General features: G+C 60.5%; 13 protein-coding genes. 2 read left to right on the top strand and 11 right to left on the bottom strand.

The features are described 5' to 3' along the window. The first annotated feature begins 22 nt into the window (after nt 1-22). Nucleotides 23-655: a CBS domain-containing protein gene (locus AC0J1C_RS08055; RefSeq protein WP_473046354.1), complete on the top strand. Its 633-nt coding sequence runs from the start codon at nt 23-25 to the stop codon at nt 653-655. Here AC0J1C_RS08055 and AC0J1C_RS08050 read toward each other — a convergent pair. The 5 genes from AC0J1C_RS08050 to AC0J1C_RS08030 form a co-directional block, all read right to left on the bottom strand. Continuing rightward, nucleotides 652-3,393, bottom strand: a complete 2,742-nt coding sequence (locus tag AC0J1C_RS08050; RefSeq protein WP_473046353.1) for a hypothetical protein — start codon at nt 3,391-3,393, stop codon at nt 652-654. The genes AC0J1C_RS08055 and AC0J1C_RS08050 overlap by 4 nt on opposite strands. A gap of 133 nt (nt 3,394-3,526) precedes the next feature. After that, on the bottom strand, nt 3,527-5,563 hold the full coding sequence (gene ligA, locus AC0J1C_RS08045) for an NAD-dependent DNA ligase LigA (RefSeq protein WP_473046352.1): 2,037 nt from the start codon (nt 5,561-5,563) through the stop codon (nt 3,527-3,529). A gap of 86 nt (nt 5,564-5,649) precedes the next feature. Next, the gene (gene zipA, locus AC0J1C_RS08040; RefSeq protein WP_473046351.1) at nt 5,650-6,675 is read right to left on the bottom strand and encodes a cell division protein ZipA; all 1,026 of its coding nucleotides are present in this window, start codon (nt 6,673-6,675) and stop codon (nt 5,650-5,652) included. A 122-nt stretch (nt 6,676-6,797) separates the two neighbouring features. Then, nucleotides 6,798-10,292, bottom strand: a complete 3,495-nt coding sequence (gene smc / locus AC0J1C_RS08035; RefSeq protein WP_473046518.1) for a chromosome segregation protein SMC — start codon at nt 10,290-10,292, stop codon at nt 6,798-6,800. Nucleotide 10,293: 1 nt separating this feature from the next. Continuing rightward, entirely contained in the window at nt 10,294-10,977 is a 684-nt protein-coding gene (locus tag AC0J1C_RS08030) for a GntR family transcriptional regulator (protein WP_473046350.1), read from the bottom strand. A gap of 286 nt (nt 10,978-11,263) precedes the next feature. On the opposite strand from AC0J1C_RS08030, the gene AC0J1C_RS08025 reads away from it, so the two are divergent. Next, the gene (locus AC0J1C_RS08025; protein ID WP_473046349.1) at nt 11,264-12,190 is read left to right on the top strand and encodes a GGDEF domain-containing protein; all 927 of its coding nucleotides are present in this window, start codon (nt 11,264-11,266) and stop codon (nt 12,188-12,190) included. Nucleotides 12,191-12,193: 3 nt separating this feature from the next. On the opposite strand, the gene rluB is transcribed toward AC0J1C_RS08025, so the two are convergent. From rluB to sucC, 6 genes are all read right to left on the bottom strand, one after another. Next, nucleotides 12,194-13,171: a 23S rRNA pseudouridine(2605) synthase RluB gene (rluB, locus tag AC0J1C_RS08020; protein ID WP_091984987.1), complete on the bottom strand. Its 978-nt coding sequence runs from the start codon at nt 13,169-13,171 to the stop codon at nt 12,194-12,196. A gap of 38 nt (nt 13,172-13,209) precedes the next feature. Next, the gene (gene scpB / locus AC0J1C_RS08015) at nt 13,210-13,866 is read right to left on the bottom strand and encodes an SMC-Scp complex subunit ScpB (RefSeq protein WP_091984984.1); all 657 of its coding nucleotides are present in this window, start codon (nt 13,864-13,866) and stop codon (nt 13,210-13,212) included. A gap of 44 nt (nt 13,867-13,910) precedes the next feature. Next, nucleotides 13,911-14,744, bottom strand: coding sequence for a segregation and condensation protein A (locus AC0J1C_RS08010; protein ID WP_473046348.1), 834 nt, complete (start codon nt 14,742-14,744; stop codon nt 13,911-13,913). 68 nt (nt 14,745-14,812) lie between these two features. Then, entirely contained in the window at nt 14,813-16,027 is a 1,215-nt protein-coding gene (locus tag AC0J1C_RS08005; RefSeq protein WP_473046347.1) for a tryptophan--tRNA ligase, read from the bottom strand. A gap of 120 nt (nt 16,028-16,147) precedes the next feature. Next, complete coding sequence (gene sucD, locus AC0J1C_RS08000; protein ID WP_091984979.1) at nt 16,148-17,020, bottom strand: succinate--CoA ligase subunit alpha; 873 nt, start codon at nt 17,018-17,020, stop codon at nt 16,148-16,150. Beyond that, nucleotides 17,020-18,186, bottom strand: a complete 1,167-nt coding sequence (gene sucC, locus AC0J1C_RS07995; protein WP_091984976.1) for an ADP-forming succinate--CoA ligase subunit beta — start codon at nt 18,184-18,186, stop codon at nt 17,020-17,022. Before sucC ends, sucD begins: the two co-directional genes overlap by 1 nt. Nucleotides 18,187-18,188: the final 2 nt, after the last annotated feature.

Here is an 18,188-nt window from a genome sequence, read left to right as displayed (position 1 = left end):
AACCTGTTCACGGAGAAAGTCCATGTCCATATTCGTCAGCGAACCGGGCCGACCGGTCGGAACCCGGCTTCCGGAAGCCTTTCGGGCCAGGCGCGTCGATGACGTGACCGAGCTGACGGAAACCCATGCCATTAACCCTGGCCGAAGTGAAGCCACCGACGCCGAGTTCCAGGCAGCAGCCAATGCGGGACGCTACCGGGCGCTTCAGGAGTACGGCGCCGCAGCCGCCGGAGAGCGCCGGGAACAGCGGCCGTATCTGCCAGTGTCGGAGATTGCCTCACCTGCTCTTTACCGCCTGCCAGCAACGGCAACCATCGCCGAGGCCTTGTCGGTCATGGATGAACATCAGGTGCACCATCTGGTCATCACCGCTGACGACAATGTCGCGGGCCTGATCGACCTGCGTTGGCTCCTGGCCTGGCTGCACGAAAACCATGCCGATGCCATGAGCCAGACCTTTGTTCATATCGAGCTGCCGGCTTTTCTCACCGCTTCCCCGGAAACAGACGCCCACCAACTGGCCAGGCTGATGCTGGCCCATCAGTTGAACGCCGCACTGGTGGTCGATGAGCGGGGTGCCGCCTCTGGTATCGTGACCAGCACAGACTACCTTCGCCTCTACGCCAACGCCGGCCGCCACGAAGGCACCGTTTAGGGCAAGGGCGTCAGCAACTGCCCTTCCGGGCTGAACACCAGCAATCGCCAATCACTGCCCAGCCGGGCCAGCGTTACGATTTCATCATCCCGATAGGTTTGCACGGCCAGGAATCCGGAATTATCCGCCGCCAGCTGATAACGCCAGTTTCGGAAAGCAGCACTGCTGGTGTTGGTATCCGTGGCTACTGGCAGACGCGCGATGATGGCCTGGTTCTGGCCAGAGGTGGCTGCCTCGCTGGCAAAATCGCCGTCTGAGTTCCCCGCAACAACGAGATCACCATCGAATCCGGCCAGTGCCAGCAGTTCCTCCTTTGCAGTGTCATTGTCATCATTCAGCGAGAACGCCTGTCGCACCTGGCCAATGGTGGAGTAACCCAGCAGGAATCCGGCATCGCTGTCGGTCTGTTCACGGGTCAGTTCCGGGTCGCCCTCGTCAGGATTCGAGACCCCGTAGAGGCCGGTGCTGCTGCCGGTCAGCCACAGCAGATTGCCAAACAGCAGGCCATCTGAGACCGGTTCATCGGCATCTGAACCCACCTGGTACACGTTCAGATTGCCGCCCCCGCTCTGGGTGTTGTAGAAAAACGCATCAATGCCACCAATTACCGCAGCGCCACCCACAGAGCCGGACGCGGAGCCAAACAACAACGGGGTAACCGATTCCGTACTACCACCCGCCACCTCGTCGTCATTACCTGAGCCAGCCTGGCGGGTCCAGGCCACCACCGGCACCTGGGAATTACCATCCAGTTGTGTATCGATCCGTTGGAGGAAACTGTCCACACCGCCAGCTGCGGTCTGGCCATCAAAGGTGCCATCGGTTTCGCCCGCCAGCACCACATAACCGCCCTCCTCATCGATGCCCGCCCATTGCACGTTGTCATTTCCCGATGTGCCGGTACGTGTTGTCCAGGTCTCGACGTATTCGCCACCGTTACTGGCACTGTCGTACCAGTAGAGCGAAGTTACCGCATCGGCGGCTCCCTGCTGGCTAGTGCCGGCAACCGGCTGGTCGGTGCTGTAGGACACAACGAATTCGAAGCGGTCGACTTTGGTATCGCCCTCGGAGACCTTTCGCCGTACCGTACTGATCACCGCAGCCGGCTCTACCAGGCTGTCGCTGACGGACGATACCACAACCTGCTGAAGCTGGTTGCCGCGCTGATCGTAGATCCGTACCTGCACCCGGTCATTGTCCTGGCTATCGTACCCAGCCACGAAACTTCGGCCGTTATGCCCCATGGCGAAATCGGTGGCCACAAAGCCGTCGGCATTGTTCAGCACCAGTGGCGACGTAAGCTGATTCAGGCTGATGCGAATCAGGTTCTCGGACTGGGCCCGGGCGTAATCCTCCCGCCCGGCCTGGTAATCGTTGTTGATACCCAGCAGGATGAACCGGTCGACAAAGTCCGGGTTCGAGTAACTGCCTTCAGGCACGCGAATCCGGAACGGCACCTCGTCGGTCCCCTCCGGAAACACCAGTTCATCGTTTTCTACCCAGTTACTACCTTCCCGCCGCTCAATAACGAATTCCGAGTTCAGGCGCGCGGATGAGTCTTCTGTGTCAGTCAGTTTGGCGTAAATGGTCCGGTCCCGTTCACCACTCAGTCTGGCCACGTATTCACGAACACCTCCCACGTTCAGTGCATCCCGTACCCCACCGTTGACGGTTTCCAGGGCCAGCGACGGCTCGTTATCCTCAATCGAGAGGTTGATATCGATGCCTTCGTTGGAGCTGCCCAGGCCGGCCAGCCCGGAGCGCACCTCAGTCAGGGCCAGTTCGAGGGACTCCGCCTGTTCCGGAAAACCGTCATCAATCACCTCAAGCGGGATGTAGCATTCAGTAATACCCGGCTCGAGCGTTATCACTCCCCGGGTGTAAAAGCCGTTCTCATCCTGCTCATAGGTAACATAATCAATTTCCCGCTGCTCGGATTCCGCCCGTGGCGGCAGGCTGCCGCTGCCCAACCCGACAATATCCTTGCCCGGAATGGCATCACCCAGGTTGGCCGCGCTGTGGTCACAGTTCTGGTGCGGAGGGTTGAAGCCCTGTTCGCAGTTGGTGGCGTCGTATTCAGAGCGAAGCTCAAAGGCGATGGCCACCCGGGTAACCGAAGGCTTGTCCAGAAGCACCTTGGAATACACTCGCCGTGTCGTGGCGGTGACATCCTCAGTGCCCGATACCGAGCCGTCATCGTTGTAGAGATTGATGGTAAAGGTGTGCTCGCCTTTGTTTGACAGGTCGGGGAGCGCGCAGTGGTTTGAGCTGCTGGCGCTGGCAGATCCACTCTCGCCTTCCTTGAACGCCTCCACCTCAAGCGACACCAGATTCTGTTTGACATCAATGTCGAACGGCTGGGTGCCGAAGCTGGAGCCATCGGTGGTCACCAGGTTGATCCCGGTGGTCTTGCCGAGATCCGCCTCTCCTCGGCTGCCCCCGGTGAGCCCGGGAACCCCTCGCATGATAATGCCCTGACGGGCCTTGTTACTGGTGTCTTCCAGGGCCAGCCAGGACGGGGCGTTGGTGAGCGAATAATCGAGAATGCCTTCGCCACCATAGGCGCCAAAGTTGTAGTAATACTCGACGCCGAGGTAGGCAGACGTGGGCGGCACGCCGAGGATGGTGGGCTGGTCGGGATCTTTCTCGGTTTTACATCCGGCCAGCCCCACCACGATGAGGAAAGCAACGGCAATACGGTGAACAGGAGACATGCGAGGGGAAAGATCGGCGCCCATGAAGAAATCCGTTTACGTTGTTGTTGTGGCGGCGACCGCCCCACGGAAACCGGGCGGTTTACACACCGTTACAGAACAACGCCATGGTAGCCAATTTGCTCCGCAGTGGATCTGCGCGAGTTCTCAGATTCGGTCAGCTTGCCCCGGAACCGTGTTTCTCCAGCAGTTCCACCAGCCCCGTCTCATCCAGGACCGGAACACCCAGCTGTTCCGCTTTAGTAAGCTTGGATCCGGCCGCCTCACCGGCCACCACGCAGGCGGTTTTCTTGGAGACACTGCCGGACACTTTCGCGCCCAGGGCCTCGAGCTTTTCCTTGGCCTGGTCCCGGGTCATCGCCGAGAGCGTACCGGTCAGCACCCACGTTTGGCCGTTCAGCGGACGTTCGCCCTGGCGGATCTCTTCTTCCTGCCACTCAACCCCGGCATCGCGCAGGGCATCCAGGGTTTCCCGGTTGTGGGGTTGCTCGAAGAAGCTGTGGATGTGCCCTGCGACAATGGGGCCGACATCCGGCACGGTCTGCAAGGTCTCTTCGTCGGCTTCGGCGATGGCTTCCAGGGTGCCGAAATGGGCCGCCAGTCCTTTTGCGGTCGCCTCGCCGACCTCGCGTATTCCAAGGGCGTACAGAAAACGCCAGAGCACCGGCCGCCGGGACTGGTCAATGGCATGGACCAGGTTGGCGGCGGACTTTTCGCCCATACGGTCCAGCTTCACCAGGTCATCGACGGTCAGGTGATACAGGTCGGCCACCGTCTTGACCATGCCCTGGTCCACCATGATGTCGATCCACTTGTCCCCCAGGCCCTCGATATCGAGGGCTTTGCGGGAGGCATAATGACGAATGGCTTCCTTGCGCTGGGCCGGACAGAACAGGCCGCCGGAGCAGCGGGCCACGGCCTCACCCTCAATCTGCACCACATCGGATTCACACACAGGGCAGTGGGCCGGCAGTTCAACAACGCGCGCATTGGCAGGACGTTTTTCCGGCACCACCTTGACCACCTGGGGGATAACATCGCCGGCGCGCCGGATAAACACGGTATCGCCGATGTGCACGTCAAGCCTTCGGATCTCGTCCATGTTGTGCAAGGTCGCGTTGCTCACAGTGACGCCGCCCACGAACACCGGCTTGAGCCGTGCCACCGGCGTTACCGCCCCGGTGCGGCCAACCTGGAATTCGACATCCTCGATAACGGTGAGCTCTTCCTGGGCCGGAAATTTCTGGGCAATAGCCCACCGCGGCGCCCGGGAAACGAACCCGAGGGCTTGTTGCTGATCCAGCCGGTTTACCTTGAAAACAATGCCGTCGATCTCGTAGGGCAACTCATCGCGCTTGCCCATAAGCTCGTTATACGCCTCAAGGCACTCCTCTACCCCACGAGCCCGCCGCATTTCCGGATTGATCCGGAAGCCCCAGCCCTTCACTCTTTGCAGACCTTCCCACTGGGTATCCGGCAGCAGGCTCTCATCCATGACGGCCATACTGTAAGCGCACATTTCCAGCGGCCGTCTGGCGGTGACCGTGGATTTTTTCTGGCGCAAACTGCCGGCAGCAGCATTGCGCGGGTTCACGAAGGTTTTCTCTCCACGCTCCGCAAGCGTTCGATTGAGCTTTTCGAAACCACTGCGAGGCATATAGACCTCGCCCCGGACTTCCACCAGGTCTGGCACCGTGTCACCTCGAAGGGTCAGGGGTACCGAGGGAATGGTGCGAATGTTGGCGGTAATGTCCTCACCGCTGTATCCATCGCCGCGGGTGGCGGCCCGTGTGAGCTGGCCTTTTTCGTAATGCAGGCTTACCGCCAGCCCGTCGAGCTTGGGCTCGCAGACGTATTCGATGTCTTCCGTTACACCGAGCCGTTCCCGGACTCGCCGATCAAAGTCTCTCAGCTCGTCTTCGCTGAAAGCGTTGTCGAGGGACAGCATGGGCAGGCGATGAACCACTTCCTCGAAGCTGGTCTCGGCGGAACTGCCAACACGACGGGTGGGCGAATTGTCCGACGCCAGCTCTGGGTAGTCCCGCTCCAGGTTCTGTAACTCGCGGAACTGGCGGTCGTACTCGGCGTCCGGTATGCGCGGATCATCCAGCACGTAATAACGGTAATTATGGTCGTCGATGGCGGACCGGAGTTCCTCAACACGCTGGATAACGTCTGGCGTGGCTCTGCTCATTGGCTGGCGTTCTCGCTTCTCAGAAAAATGCCCGGTACGGACCGGGCATTTATACGTTTCTGGTGTTCATCAGGGTTTGCCCGGGCTCATGCCTTCTTGGAGCGCTGCTTGCGCTCGAATTCCCGGATCCTCTGGCGGCAGTGCTCGATAGTCTGGGGCGTCATCACACTGCGGCGTTCATCCTTCAGCTCGCCCCCGAGGTTGCGAACCACGCACTGCGCTGTTTCAAGCATGAAATCAAACGCCTGCATCGCGTTCGAAGGCCCTGGCATGCTCATGAAGAAACTGATGCCAGGAGTTGCCATGGCCGGCATATCCTCGGGCTTGAAGGTGCCCGGCTCCACCGCATTGGCAACGCTGAACTGCACCGGACTGGTGGTGTCCGCCTGCTCGTGCCGATGGTAGATGTCCATGTCCCCGTGCTCCAGACCGCAAGCCTCAAACAGCTTTTTGAGGGCCAGCCCCTGGAACTCTTCTCCCTTGCGGGCGAGAACGTTAATCACGACCACTTCCCTGGCCTCGGGACGGTTGGCGCCCGCCAGCGGCTGCCCGCTTTCACGGCGTGAGGGCGCTCGCCTTGCGGTGTCTTCTTCCACTTCCGTGGTTACCGTTGGTGGTACCGCCTCTGCTTCGGGTTCAGGTGCCCTTTCATGCTGATTCTCGTCGGCAGTCTCATCTGCACTTTCCACCGCCCCCCAACCGGATTCGAGTTCGGTGTCGTCTGGTTCCCGGCTCGTTAGCGGATCGTCCGGGGCGTCATCTCTCTGCTCGCCGGATGGCTCAGGCGACGGTTGGGGCTCTTCAGGTTTATCAGCCGGCGCAGTGACAGGACGTGTGGGCTTTGGCTTGGGGGCAGCGAACCGGCTGGGTTTTTCCCGTTTCACATAACCCCGCTCCTCGAGCGTGTTCCGGGAAATTGTGCGGGCACCTCCGTTCGGAAGTTCGGGGTTGTATTCATCATCCAGTGGCGAATCTTCCAGGTCGTCGGCGCCCATGCCAGATGAAATCGCCATGGATTCCTTGCGGGCACGACGCATGCGGCGCAGTCCGTCCAAAACAATGCCGATGATAAGCAGGGTACCGATGGCAATTAACCATTCCCTAAGTGACATAGTGCTGCTGTCCTGTTTGCAGATCCCGTAACGTTGCTACTCTAAGAAAAGCCCGTAATGAATACAACGCACACCGGGCCCAGATGGCGTTATTGTCATGGTTGGCGCGCCGATAATCAGCCCTATGCCTCCGCCAGCGCTGCCGCCTCGTCCACATCCACCGAGACCAGCCTGGAGCATCCGGGCTCGTGCATGGTAACGCCCATCAGCTGGTCGGCCATCTCCATGGCAATCTTGTTGTGGGTAATGTAGATGAACTGGACCTGTTTGGACATCTCCTTGACCATATTGGCGTAGCGGCCAACGTTGGCGTCGTCCAGCGGCGCATCCACCTCGTCCAGCATACAGAAGGGCGCGGGGTTCAGCTGGAAGATCGAGAACACCAGGGCGATGGCAGTAAGGGCTTTCTCGCCGCCCGACAGCAGATGGATGGTGCTGTTCTTCTTGCCAGGAGGCCGCGCCATGATCGCCACACCGGTTTCCAGGAGGTCCTCGCCGGTCAACTCCAGGTAAGCATTGCCGCCACCGAAGACCTTCGGGAACAGCGCCTGTAGGCCGCCATTGACCTGGTCAAAGGTCTCCTTGAAGCGCTGCCGGGTCTCGCGATCGATCTTGCGAATCGCGTTATCGAGGGTCTCCAGCGCTTCCATCAGATCTTCGTGCTGCTCATCGAGGTAGGTCTTGCGCTCGCTCTGCACCTGATATTCCTCGATGGCGGCCAGGTTGATGGCACCAAGACGCTGGATGCGGTTACCGATCCGCTCCAGCTCCTCGGCCCACTCCTTCTCGTTGGCACCCTCGGGCAGCTGCTGCAGCACATCCTGCAGTTTGACATCCAGCTCCTTGAGCTGGTCGATGTGGTTGCCCGAGCGGATTTCCAGGGCCTGGGATTCCATCTTCAGTTTTTCCAGCCGAGAACGCACATCCTGGATCTGATGATCGGTGCGGCTTCGGCCCTGCTCCTTCTCCCGGACTTCCCGGTCAATGTCCTCCAGGGCGTCACGGGCGGCTGACAGCTTTTCTTCTTCGGCAAGACGACGGTCCAGTAACCCTTCCAGCTGCATCTGCAGGTCTTCAATAGGCTCCTCGGCACTCTCGCGGGACTCCCGCAGAATCTCCAGGCGCTCGTCGATCCGTTCCTTCTGGAGCTGCATGCGCTCGATGGTCTGTTTCAGACCATCGCGCTGGCTGTTCAGGGACTGCAGTTGTAGTTGCAGCTGATGGGCATGGTCTCTATCGTGGCGGGCCTCCTGGCGCAAACGGTCCAGATTTTCCCGCAGGCCATCCCGCTGTTCAAGCAAGCGCTCCTTCTCTTCATCGCTGTCCTCGCTAGCTGCCAGCGCCTGCTGCCATTCCTCGCGGGCGTCCTGAAGGCTCTCCTTCTGGCCGGAAACGCTGTCGTCCACATCCGACAGATCCTCCCGGATGCGCTGCAGCCGGGCCTCTATCTGTTCCGCCCTCGCCTTCAAACCACTGACCCGGGATGTCAAAGCGCTCAGCTCCCGGTCACACTCACCCAGGCGCGCCTGGGCGTCGTCACGGGCGGCTTCGGAGCGTTCAGCCCGCTCCTCCAGGTCTTCCAGGCGCCCGGTGGCCGCCTCCAGGGCCGCTTCCGCCTGGCTCAACTGTTCTGCCAGCGCGGAGACTTTCTTTTGCCGCTCGATCACGCCCACCTGCCCGGCATCCGAATCCGGCATCAGCACCCAGTCGGCGGACATCCAGACGCCGTCAGGCGTGATGACACTTTCGCCGGGCTGAAGCTTCGATCGGATACCAAGCGCCTCTGACAGGGATTCCACCGCGCGAATACCGGAGAGCAGACCAGACAGCGCCGGCACACCAGAGACTTTCTCCGCCAGGCCGCCAGAGTCATGTACAGTCGCCGAGCCGCCGCCAACCAGCGCCAGGCCCCGGGGCGCTTCATCGAGCGACGAAGAGAGGGCGTCCAGATCCGGCAGGCAAAGTCCCTGGGTAAAACGGCCGATGACCTGCTCCACGGCAAATTCCCAGCCGTCTTCAATGGTGAGTTCACTGGCCACCCGGGGGCTGTCGCTCAACGCGTTTCGGGACAGCCAGCCCTGCAACACATCATCACCAGCACCCATCTGCTCATCCAGCAACGCCTGCTGGGACTCCAGGGAGGCCCGCAGGCTCTGTACCCGCTGGCGTTCCCCGGCGGCTGCCTGCTCGGCTTCCTTCTGGTTCTGCCGGGCATCGTACAGTTCGTCCTGGATGGCGGCGATGCGCTCGGCCGCCTCCTCCCGCTGGAGCTCCAGGGTTTCCTGCTGCTCCAGCAGGCTTTCCAGCTCGGCACGATCCATCTGGCCTTCCAGCAGCTCCTGCTCATCGCGCAGTTTGCGCTGGCGAGCCAGTAGCTGTTCTATGGCGTCCTCAAGTGAGCGGATGCGGGACTGGGCCAGTTCCGCCTGGCGTCTTGCGTCCGAGGATCGGGCGCTGAACTCTTCCCACCGGTGCTGCCAGTCACTCATGGCATCCTCGGCATGCTGGAGCTTCTCTCCGGACTCCTCGGAGCGGATGGCAAGCGCCTCCTGTTCCGGCTCCATCATGTCCAGTTCTTCCTGGATACCGGCCAGTTTCTCTTCGTCCTGTTCCAGCTCCCGCGACAGCTCCCGCTGGTTGGCCAATGCCTGGTCCAGCTCGGCCGCCATCTGGCGACTGCGCTCACGCTGGTGTTCCAGGCTCTGTTCGATACGGGCGATGTCGGCGCCGGCCTCGTAGTAACGGGCCTGGGCGCGGTTGAAATGCTCGGTACGGTCCTGGTGACTTTCCCTGAGGGACTCCAGCGAGGTTTCCAGGCTCACCCGCTCGGTGAGCAGTTTTTCCAGCTCCAGCTCGGTGTCACGGATCTTGCCCCGCCAGGCCTGGAGGTCGTTATCCAGCGACTGCCACCGCAGGACCGTGAGTTCGGCTTTTTTCTGGCGTTCGTCCTGCTTGTAGGCCTTGTACTTTTCCGCCGCGGCGGCCTGGCGCTCCAGGTGCTGAAGCTGTCGGTGCAATTCTTCTCGCAGGTCGGTCAGGCGTTCCAGGTTTTCCTGGGTCCGGCGTATGCGGTTCTCGGTTTCCCGGCGACGTTCCTTGTACTTGGAAATGCCCGCCGCTTCCTCAATGTAAATCCGCAGTTCCTCGGGCTTGGCCTCAATGAGCCGGGAAATCATGCCCTGTTCGATAATGGCGTAGCTGCGCGGCCCCAGGCCGGTACCCAGGAACAGATCGGTGATGTCTCGGCGACGGCACTTGGAACCGTTCAGGAAATACTCGGACTGCCCCTCCCGGGAGACTCGCCGGCGCACGGAGATTTCATTAAACCGGACGAATTCACCCGGGGCCGAGCCATCGCTGTTGTCGAACACCAGTTCAATCGACGCCTGCCCAACTGGCTTGCGGGCACTGGAGCCGTTAAAGATGACGTCGGTCATGGACTCCCCCCTCAGGTACTTGGCGGAACTTTCGCCCATCACCCAGCGCACGGCATCGATGATATTGGACTTGCCACAGCCGTTGGGGCCGACAACGGCCGTCATGTTGGAGGGAAAAGGCACCGTGGTAGGATCAACGAAGGATTTGAAACCCGACAGCTTGATCGACTTGAGCCGCATCTCAGGCACCCTCTTCCTGATGGAGAATGGTCAGAACCTGCTGGCGCTGGTGCTCGCCAAAGGCACGGATAACGGCCTCGAGCTGATCAATGTCGTCGCTGACCGCCGCCTCGGCAAGCTGCCGGAAAAAGGTTGCTGTGTCAGCGATCTCCTCCCGGAAGTTTTCCAGAGCCACAAAGTAGGTCCGGCTGATGGCGGGACGAAAGTTCTCCAGGGTCTCTTCCAGGAACGGGTTTTCCACGAGGCCGTAGGCGTAGCGCATAACCCCGAAACCGGCATCGATCACCTGTTCGGCGGCGTCAGTGCCCGGGGCATTGAGGGCGTCAATCACAGCCTGAACCTCGCGAACCTGTCCCATAACGCCGCCGAGTTCGCGGCCCGACCGGGACTCCAGGACTTTTCTGCCCAGCATGCAAAGCAATTCGATGTAGATGTCGTAGAGACTGTTGACGCTGTCCACCGTCAGACTGGAGACCACCGCGCCACGCCGGGGGAAAATCTCGATCAGATGCCGGCGCTCCAGGATCAGCAGAGCTTCCCGCACGGAACCGCGGCTGACGTTCAGCTCGCCGGCCACCTTCAGTTCCTGAATACGCTCGCCGGGTTTGAGATCCCGCGTAATAATTCGCTGCCCAAGATGCTGGGCAATCTGTTCGGACAGACTTTCCGGGGCCTGGAACCTCATAGAATGGATCGCTCGCTTCTGCAGACGGCACAATTGCAAACGCAGGAGTTTACCACAGGGTTCTGGCAGCCCCATCCCCTTGCGGGACATTTTGCCAGCGGTTTATCAAACCGCGGCAATCAAATGCCGTGTTTTTGACGCCTCGCGCCCCTGCCCGCGACAAAATCCAGAACCAACTTTAGATTAAATTCCTAACCACCTGTTTTCATTGGTCATTAAATTATAGGCACAGTTTCTGCTTTTCATGAGCTCAAAGCCTTGTTATAGCCTCGACAGAGGGACCACTTTGAAACACATTCCATCAATTCAAGAGCGCACTTCCCAGCCCCAGAAACTGGCCGCCCTGCGTCAGGCGCATCAGGACTGGAACACCACATCGGATGTGCTCACCCGGCTCACCCGGAGGTTGGCTACCACCCTGTCTCTGGAAGAGCAGCTGGCGATCCTCGCCGCGGAACTGAACGAGATCGTGCCCTTTGGCACGATGAATTACCGGCACCGCATCGGTAACCAGGATTTTGTTTACGCGACAGGCATGGGCGGGCCCCATCGTTGCGAGTATCGCCTGACACTGGAGGGCGTATGCTACGGCACTCTGATTCTGCAGAGGCGCCAGCGCTTCACTGAACAGGAACTCGAAGGCATTGAGATACTCCTGGGCGCCGCCATTTGCCCGATTCGAAACGCCTGCAAGTATGCCGCAATCGAACAGGCGTCACTCACAGATTCCCTGACAGGCGTTCCTAACAAGAGGGCCCTGGATGACGCGCTCAGGCAGGCCGGGCAGCTGTCCGAGCGCCACGGCCAGCCCTACTCACTGATTTTGTGCGATCTGGACCATTTCAAGTCGGTCAACGACACCCACGGCCACGTGGTGGGCGACCATCTGCTGCAGGTGGCTGCCACAGAACTCGAGCGCTCGGTGCGAACGTCTGACAGCGTTTACCGTTTTGGAGGTGAGGAATTTGCCATCCTGTTGCCACACACCGATGATTTGGCGGCACGGGAAGTGGCGGAGAGAATACGGGAAGCCATCGCCACGATTCGGGTAGATACCGGCGAAAAAGAACTCCAGGTTACCACCAGTTGCGGCGTGGCAACCTGTCTGCCCGGAGAGTCTACCCAGGCCTGGGTGGCACGGGCGGATGCCGCCCTGTACCAGGCCAAAAGCCACGGCCGGAACTGCACCCGCCTGTTTGCCAGTATTTCCTGACCGTCAGCCTTTCGGTGACGGTCGCCGCGGCCTTGCGGATGCCCGCCCCGATCGCTTCGCCGGGGGTGCATCACTGACCGCCCATTTGTTGCCCGGAGCCTTCTTGCCAGCCCGCCCGGGGCTCTTTCGGCGCTGCCGGTCATGGGCAGCCTGCTCATTCGGCGTTTTCTGGGGAATCTCCACCGGGGCCAGACCTACGGTCCGGCTGAGGGTATCAACCGCTTTCTGATCCAGTTCTTCCCACTTGCCCAGAGTCAATCGACTGGGCAGGAAAATGGGCCCATAGCGCACGCGCTTGAGGCGGCTGACACGAACGCCCTGTGACTCCCAGAGGCGCCTCACTTCCCGATTCCGCCCTTCCAGCAGGGTGACATGGAACCAACGATTCATGCCACTGCCGCCGGCTGGCGTAATGTCTGAGAATTTCGCCATGCCGTCCTCGAGCAACACGCCTTCGAGTAGCCGCTCAATCATGGCGTCGTCGACCTCGCCGAAGACCCGAACGGCGTATTCCCGGTCGATCTGGCTGGACGGGTGCATCAGCCGGTTGGCCAGTTCGCCATCGGTGGTGAACAGCACCAGCCCGGTGGTGTTGATATCGAGGCGACCAATGGAGATCCAGCGATGCTCCCGGAGCCTTGGCAGGCGATCGAAAACCGTCGGCCGCCCCTCGGGGTCCTTGCGGGTGGTCACCTCGCCCTCGGGCTTGTTGTAGATGAGCACACGACGCATAACGTCGGCAGCGCCGCCCACGTCGAGGCGTTTGCCATCAAGTTCGAACCGGTCAGCCACCGTTGCTTTCTGGCCGGGGCTCACGGGCTGGCCATTTACGGTAAGGCGACCAGCCTCCATCCAGCCCTCGACCTCGCGACGGGAACCGACGCCGGCCCGGGCCAGCAGCTTCTGAACGCGCTCTGGGCCGGTATGGCTGAGTGTATCCTGACCGGCTCGCGCCGGTTTTTCGGGGCGATCTGCCGCCATGAATCAATCCTTAGTCTCTGACCGATACCCGTCTGGTATCAGTGAAGTGTCTCACCGGGCGATTCGTCATCGCCGTCGTCCTGGGCAGCGTTCTTAGCCCCGGGCGAATCAAACTCGATCTCGGCCTGCATGTTCTTTTCAATCTCCCGGCCGATCTCCTCCAGGTCCCGGATTTCCGACAGGGGTGGCATCTGATCCAGCCCTGTCAGGTTGAAATAATCCAGGAATTGCTTGGTGGTTGCGTACATGGCAGGCCGACCAGGCACGTCCCGGTGCCCTACCACGCGCACCCACTCTCGCTCAAGCAGGGTGCGAATGATATTGCTGCTTACCGTAACGCCCCGAATGTCCTCGATCTCGCCTCGGGTAATGGGCTGGCGATAGGCAATCAGGGCGAGGGTCTCAAGAAGCGCCCGGGAATACCGTTGGGGCTTGTCCTCGAACAGTCGGCCTACCCAGGGCGCGAACTCTTCGCGGACCTGCAGGCGATAACCACTGGCCACTTTGCGAAGCTCGAAGCCCCGTCCCTCACAGGCCGCTTCAAGCAGAACCATGACGTGCTCCATGACCTGCCGGGCCGGCCGCTCATCCTCGTTGAACAGGTCCCGCAGTTGGTCCAGCGACAGCGGCTTGCCTGCCGCCAGCAGGGCTGCCTCGGTAATGGCCTGGATTCTGAGAAGATGTTCTTCGTTCATGGTCGTCAATCCGTGGTTCGCGGCTTACATCGAATGGGGCTGTCTCAACTGGCGGCCCGGGCCCGCACGTGAATCGGCCCGAGCACTTCTGCCTGCACCACCTCTATCAGCTGCTCTTTGACCAGTTCCAGGGTGGCCAGAAAGGTCACCACAACACCCAGGCGCCCTTCTTCGGGGGTGAACAGGCTTTCGAAGCTCACAAACCGGTCATCCTGCAGCGCCGAGAGAATCGCGGACATACGTTCCCGGGTCGACAATTTTTCTCGTTCAACATGGTGGCTGGTAAACAGGTCTGCACGCTTCAGAACGCCCTGCAACGCCAGCAGCAGCTCCCGCAAATCGACATCCGGGTGTGGCTGGCTGGAGGGCATTTTCGGAAGCGCCGCCGAACCGGCGAAGGTGTCCCGCTCCATGCGTGGCAGCTCGTCAATGTCCTCGGCCGCCTGTTTGAACCGCTCGTACTGTTGCAGTCTCCGGATCAGCTCCGCCCGGGGATCGATCTCTTCCTCATCGTCACTTTCCTGACGGGGCAGAAGCATCCGGGACTTGATTTCCGCCAGGGTGGCGGCCATCACCAGATACTCCGCCGCCAGTTCGAAGCGCATGGCCTCAACGGCGCCGATGTAATCCATGTACTGCCGCGTGATCTCACTGACGTCGATGTCCAGGATGTTCATGTTCTGGCGACGGATCAGGTACAGCAACAGGTCCAGGGGGCCTTCGAAAGCCTCGAGGAACACCGCCAGCGCATCCGGGGGTATGTAGAGATCCTTGGGCAGATCCACCACCGGCTTGCCGGACACCCGGGCCAGCGGCGCCTGATCCGACGCCGGCTCGCCGGCTTCCGGGCGGACCTGCTCTGTGGATTCGTCGGTCATCTCTTCTCCCTGCATGACGGCATCATGCCAGAACGCCTCGCGCCCCGATTGCAGCGTGGATCAGGCCTTCAGCGGTAGTGCAGCCCCATGGCAGCCCGTACTTCTTCGAGCGTATCGCGGGCCGCGTCCCGCGCCTGCTCCCGGCCTTCCTGAAGGATTGAGTGCACCAGATCCGGATTGCCCTCGTACTCTCTTGCCCGCTCATGCAGCGGGCGTTGCTCCTCGACGATCGCGTCGATCAGGGGCTTTTTGCAGTCGAGGCAGCCGATCCCGGCGCTTCGGCAACCGGTCTGCACCCATTCCTGGGTGTCTGCGTCAGAATAGATCTTGTGCATACCCCAGACCGGGCACTTCTCGGGCTCGCCCGGATCAGTGCGGCGCACCCGCTGGGGGTCCGTCTGCATGGTCCGGATCTTCTGGGCCACACTGTCGGGCTCTTCCCGCAGGCCAATGTAGTTGTTGTAGGACTTGGACATTTTCTGGCCGTCCAGTCCCGGCAACTTGGATTCGGGCGTCAGCAGCGGCTGCGGCTCCGGCAGGATCACCTTGCCGCCGCCCTCGATGTACCCATACAACCGCTCGCGATCGCCCAGGGAGATGTTCTGCTGTTCTTTCAGAAGGGCGCGGGCCGTCTCCAGGGCATCCATATCACCCTCTTCCTGATACCGCTTCTTGAGGTTGCGATACAGCTTGGCGTTCTTCTTACCCATCTTGACAATGGCGCCCTCAGCCTGCTCCTCGAAGCCCGGCTCCCTGCCGTAGATGTGGTTGAACCGGCGGGCAATCTCCCGGGTAATCTCCACGTGGGACACCTGATCGGCACCCACCGGTACCTTCCCCGCCCGGTAGATCAGGATATCCGCGCTCTGCAGCAGCGGATACCCCAGGAATCCGTAGGTGGCCAGGTCTTTTTCCCGCAGCTTTTCCTGTTGATCCTTGAACGTAGGCACCCGCTCCAGCCAGCCCAGCGGCGTGATCATGGAGAGTAGCAGGTGCAGTTCCGCATGCTCCGGTACCTGCGACTGGATGAACATGGTGGAGGAGCCGGGATTGACACCGGCGGCCAGCCAGTCGATGACCATGTCCCAGACACTCTGTTCAATACCGGAGGGGTCGTCGTAATTGGTGGTCAACGCGTGCCAGTCGGCCACAAAGAAAAAGCATTCGAATTCATGCTGGAGTTTCACCCAGTTTTTCAGGACACCGTGATAGTGGCCTAGGTGAAGCTTGCCGGTCGGACGCATGCCGGACAAAACCCGTTGCTGGGAATCTACAGAACTCAAAGCACGAACTCCTTATTTGGTATCGGAACCGCCATCATAGTCCAGGCGACCCGGCATTATAAATAAAAAACCCCCGCTCTGCAGGGCAGAAACGGGGGTTTTTCCTGAAAGAAAGACCGCTTACCAGCCGGTGACTTCCTTCAGTGCCTTGCCGATTTCGGCCAGGCTGCGCACAGTTTTAACACCGGCGTCGTTGAGGGCGGCAAACTTCTCGTCTGCAGTGCCCTTACCGCCGGAGATAATCGCACCGGCGTGGCCCATACGCTTGCCAGGAGGCGCTGTTACGCCGGCAATGTAGGAAACCACCGGCTTGGTGACGTTTTCCTTGATGAAGGCAGCCGCTTCTTCTTCAGCGGTACCACCAATCTCACCAATCATCACGATTGCTTCGGTTTCAGGGTCTTCCTGCAGCAGCTTCAGGATATCGATGAAGTTGGATCCCGGAATCGGGTCGCCACCGATGCCCACGCAGGTAGACTGGCCGTAGCCGAAGTCTGTGGTCTGCTTGACCGCTTCGTAGGTCAGGGTGCCGGAGCGGGACACGATGCCCACCTTGCCCTTCTTGTGGATGTGGCCAGGCATGATGCCAATCTTGCACTCGTCCGGAGTGATCACACCGGGGCAGTTCGGACCGATCATGCGCACGCCCTTGCGATCCACGTATTCCTTGGCGTAGAGCATATCGATGGTAGGGATGCCTTCGGTAATACAAACGATCAGCTGAATGCCTGCATCGGCAGCCTCGATGATGGCGTCCTTACAGAACGGCGCCGGTACATAGATCACGGTGGCTTCCGCGCCGGTCGCTTCAACGGCGTCACGCACGGTGTTGAAAACCGGCAGACCCAGGTGCTCGGTACCGCCCTTACCCGGGCTTACGCCGCCGACCATCTTGGTTCCGTAGGCAATGGCCTGCTCGGAGTGGAAGGTGCCCTGCGCGCCGGTAAAGCCCTGACAGATAACCTTGGTGTCTTTGTTAATCAGGATGCTCATTATTTACCCCCTGCGGCTTTAACGACTTGCTCTGCCGCATTCGACAGACTGGTGGCGGCAATGATGTTCAGACCGCTGTCGGCGAGTACCTGGGTACCCTTCTCAGCGTTGTTGCCTTCAAGACGAACCACAACAGGCACTTTCACACCCACTTCCTTCACGGCACCGATGATGCCCTCGGCGATCATGTCGCAGCGAACGATACCGCCGAAGATGTTGACCAGAACCGCCTTGACGTTGGAGTCAGACAGGATGATCTTGAACGCTTCGGAGACACGCTCCTTGGTCGCACCGCCGCCAACGTCCAGGAAGTTGGCCGGCTGGCCACCGGAAAGCTTGATGATGTCCATGGTGCCCATGGCCAGGCCAGCGCCGTTAACCATGCAGCCGATGTTGCCTTCCAGAGCCACGTAGTTGAGCTCCCACTTGGCCGCCTCCGCTTCCCGGGAGTCTTCCTGGGAAGGGTCGTGCATCTCGTGGATCTTCTTCTGGCGGTACAGTGCATTGCCGTCAACGCCAACCTTGGCGTCCAGGCAGTGCAGGTCGCCAGCCGGGGTAATAACCAGCGGGTTGATCTCTACCAGTGCCAGGTCGCACTCTTCAAACAGCTTGGCCAGGCCCAGGAAGATCTTGGTGAACTGACCGATCTGCTTGCCTTCGAGGCCCAGTTTGAACGCCAGCTCGCGACCCTGGTAAGGCTGTGCGCCAACCAGCGGGTCGATCTCGGCCTTCAGGATCTTTTCCGGAGTCTCTTCGGCAACCTTCTCGATCTCCACGCCGCCTTCGGTAGACGCCATGAACACGATGCGGCGGGTACCGCGGTCAACAACCGCGCCCAGGTACAGTTCTTCCTGGATGTCGGTGAGGGATTCAACCAGAATCTTGCTGACCGGCTGGCCTTTCTCGTCGGTCTGGTAGGTAACGAGGTTCTTGCCCAGCCACTTCTCGGCAAACTCACGGATCTCGTCTTTGCTCTTGACCAGCTTTACACCGCCAGCCTTGCCACGGCCACCTGCGTGAACCTGGGCCTTGACCACCCAGCCGTCACCGCCGATTTCGTCGGCGGCCGCAACCGCTTCCTTCGGCGTGTCACAGGCAACGCCCTTGGATACCGGCAGGCCATATTCAGCAAAAAGCTGTTTGCCCTGATATTCGTGCAAATTCATAG

This window comes from Marinobacter sp. E2 (genome assembly GCF_055755345.1).
Note: the sequence above shows the minus strand (reverse complement) of the source record. Positions and strands in the feature narration are given on the sequence as shown.

Bases quoted from the DNA above. Each gene is read 5' to 3' on its own strand.
- AC0J1C_RS08055 (WP_473046354.1), top strand. From the start codon at position 23: ATGTCCATATTCGTCAGCGAACCGGGCCGACCGGTCGGAACCCGGCTT.
- AC0J1C_RS08050 (WP_473046353.1), bottom strand. From the start codon at position 3,393: ATGGGCGCCGATCTTTCCCCTCGCATGTCTCCTGTTCACCGTATTGCC.
- ligA (WP_473046352.1), bottom strand. From the start codon at position 5,563: ATGAGCAGAGCCACGCCAGACGTTATCCAGCGTGTTGAGGAACTCCGG.
- zipA (WP_473046351.1), bottom strand. From the start codon at position 6,675: ATGTCACTTAGGGAATGGTTAATTGCCATCGGTACCCTGCTTATCATC.
- smc (WP_473046518.1), bottom strand. From the start codon at position 10,292: ATGCGGCTCAAGTCGATCAAGCTGTCGGGTTTCAAATCCTTCGTTGAT.
- AC0J1C_RS08030 (WP_473046350.1), bottom strand. From the start codon at position 10,977: ATGAGGTTCCAGGCCCCGGAAAGTCTGTCCGAACAGATTGCCCAGCAT.
- rluB (WP_091984987.1), bottom strand. From the start codon at position 13,171: ATGGCGGCAGATCGCCCCGAAAAACCGGCGCGAGCCGGTCAGGATACA.
- scpB (WP_091984984.1), bottom strand. From the start codon at position 13,866: ATGAACGAAGAACATCTTCTCAGAATCCAGGCCATTACCGAGGCAGCC.
- AC0J1C_RS08010 (WP_473046348.1), bottom strand. From the start codon at position 14,744: ATGACCGACGAATCCACAGAGCAGGTCCGCCCGGAAGCCGGCGAGCCG.
- sucD (WP_091984979.1), bottom strand. From the start codon at position 17,020: ATGAGCATCCTGATTAACAAAGACACCAAGGTTATCTGTCAGGGCTTT.
- sucC (WP_091984976.1), bottom strand. From the start codon at position 18,186: ATGAATTTGCACGAATATCAGGGCAAACAGCTTTTTGCTGAATATGGC.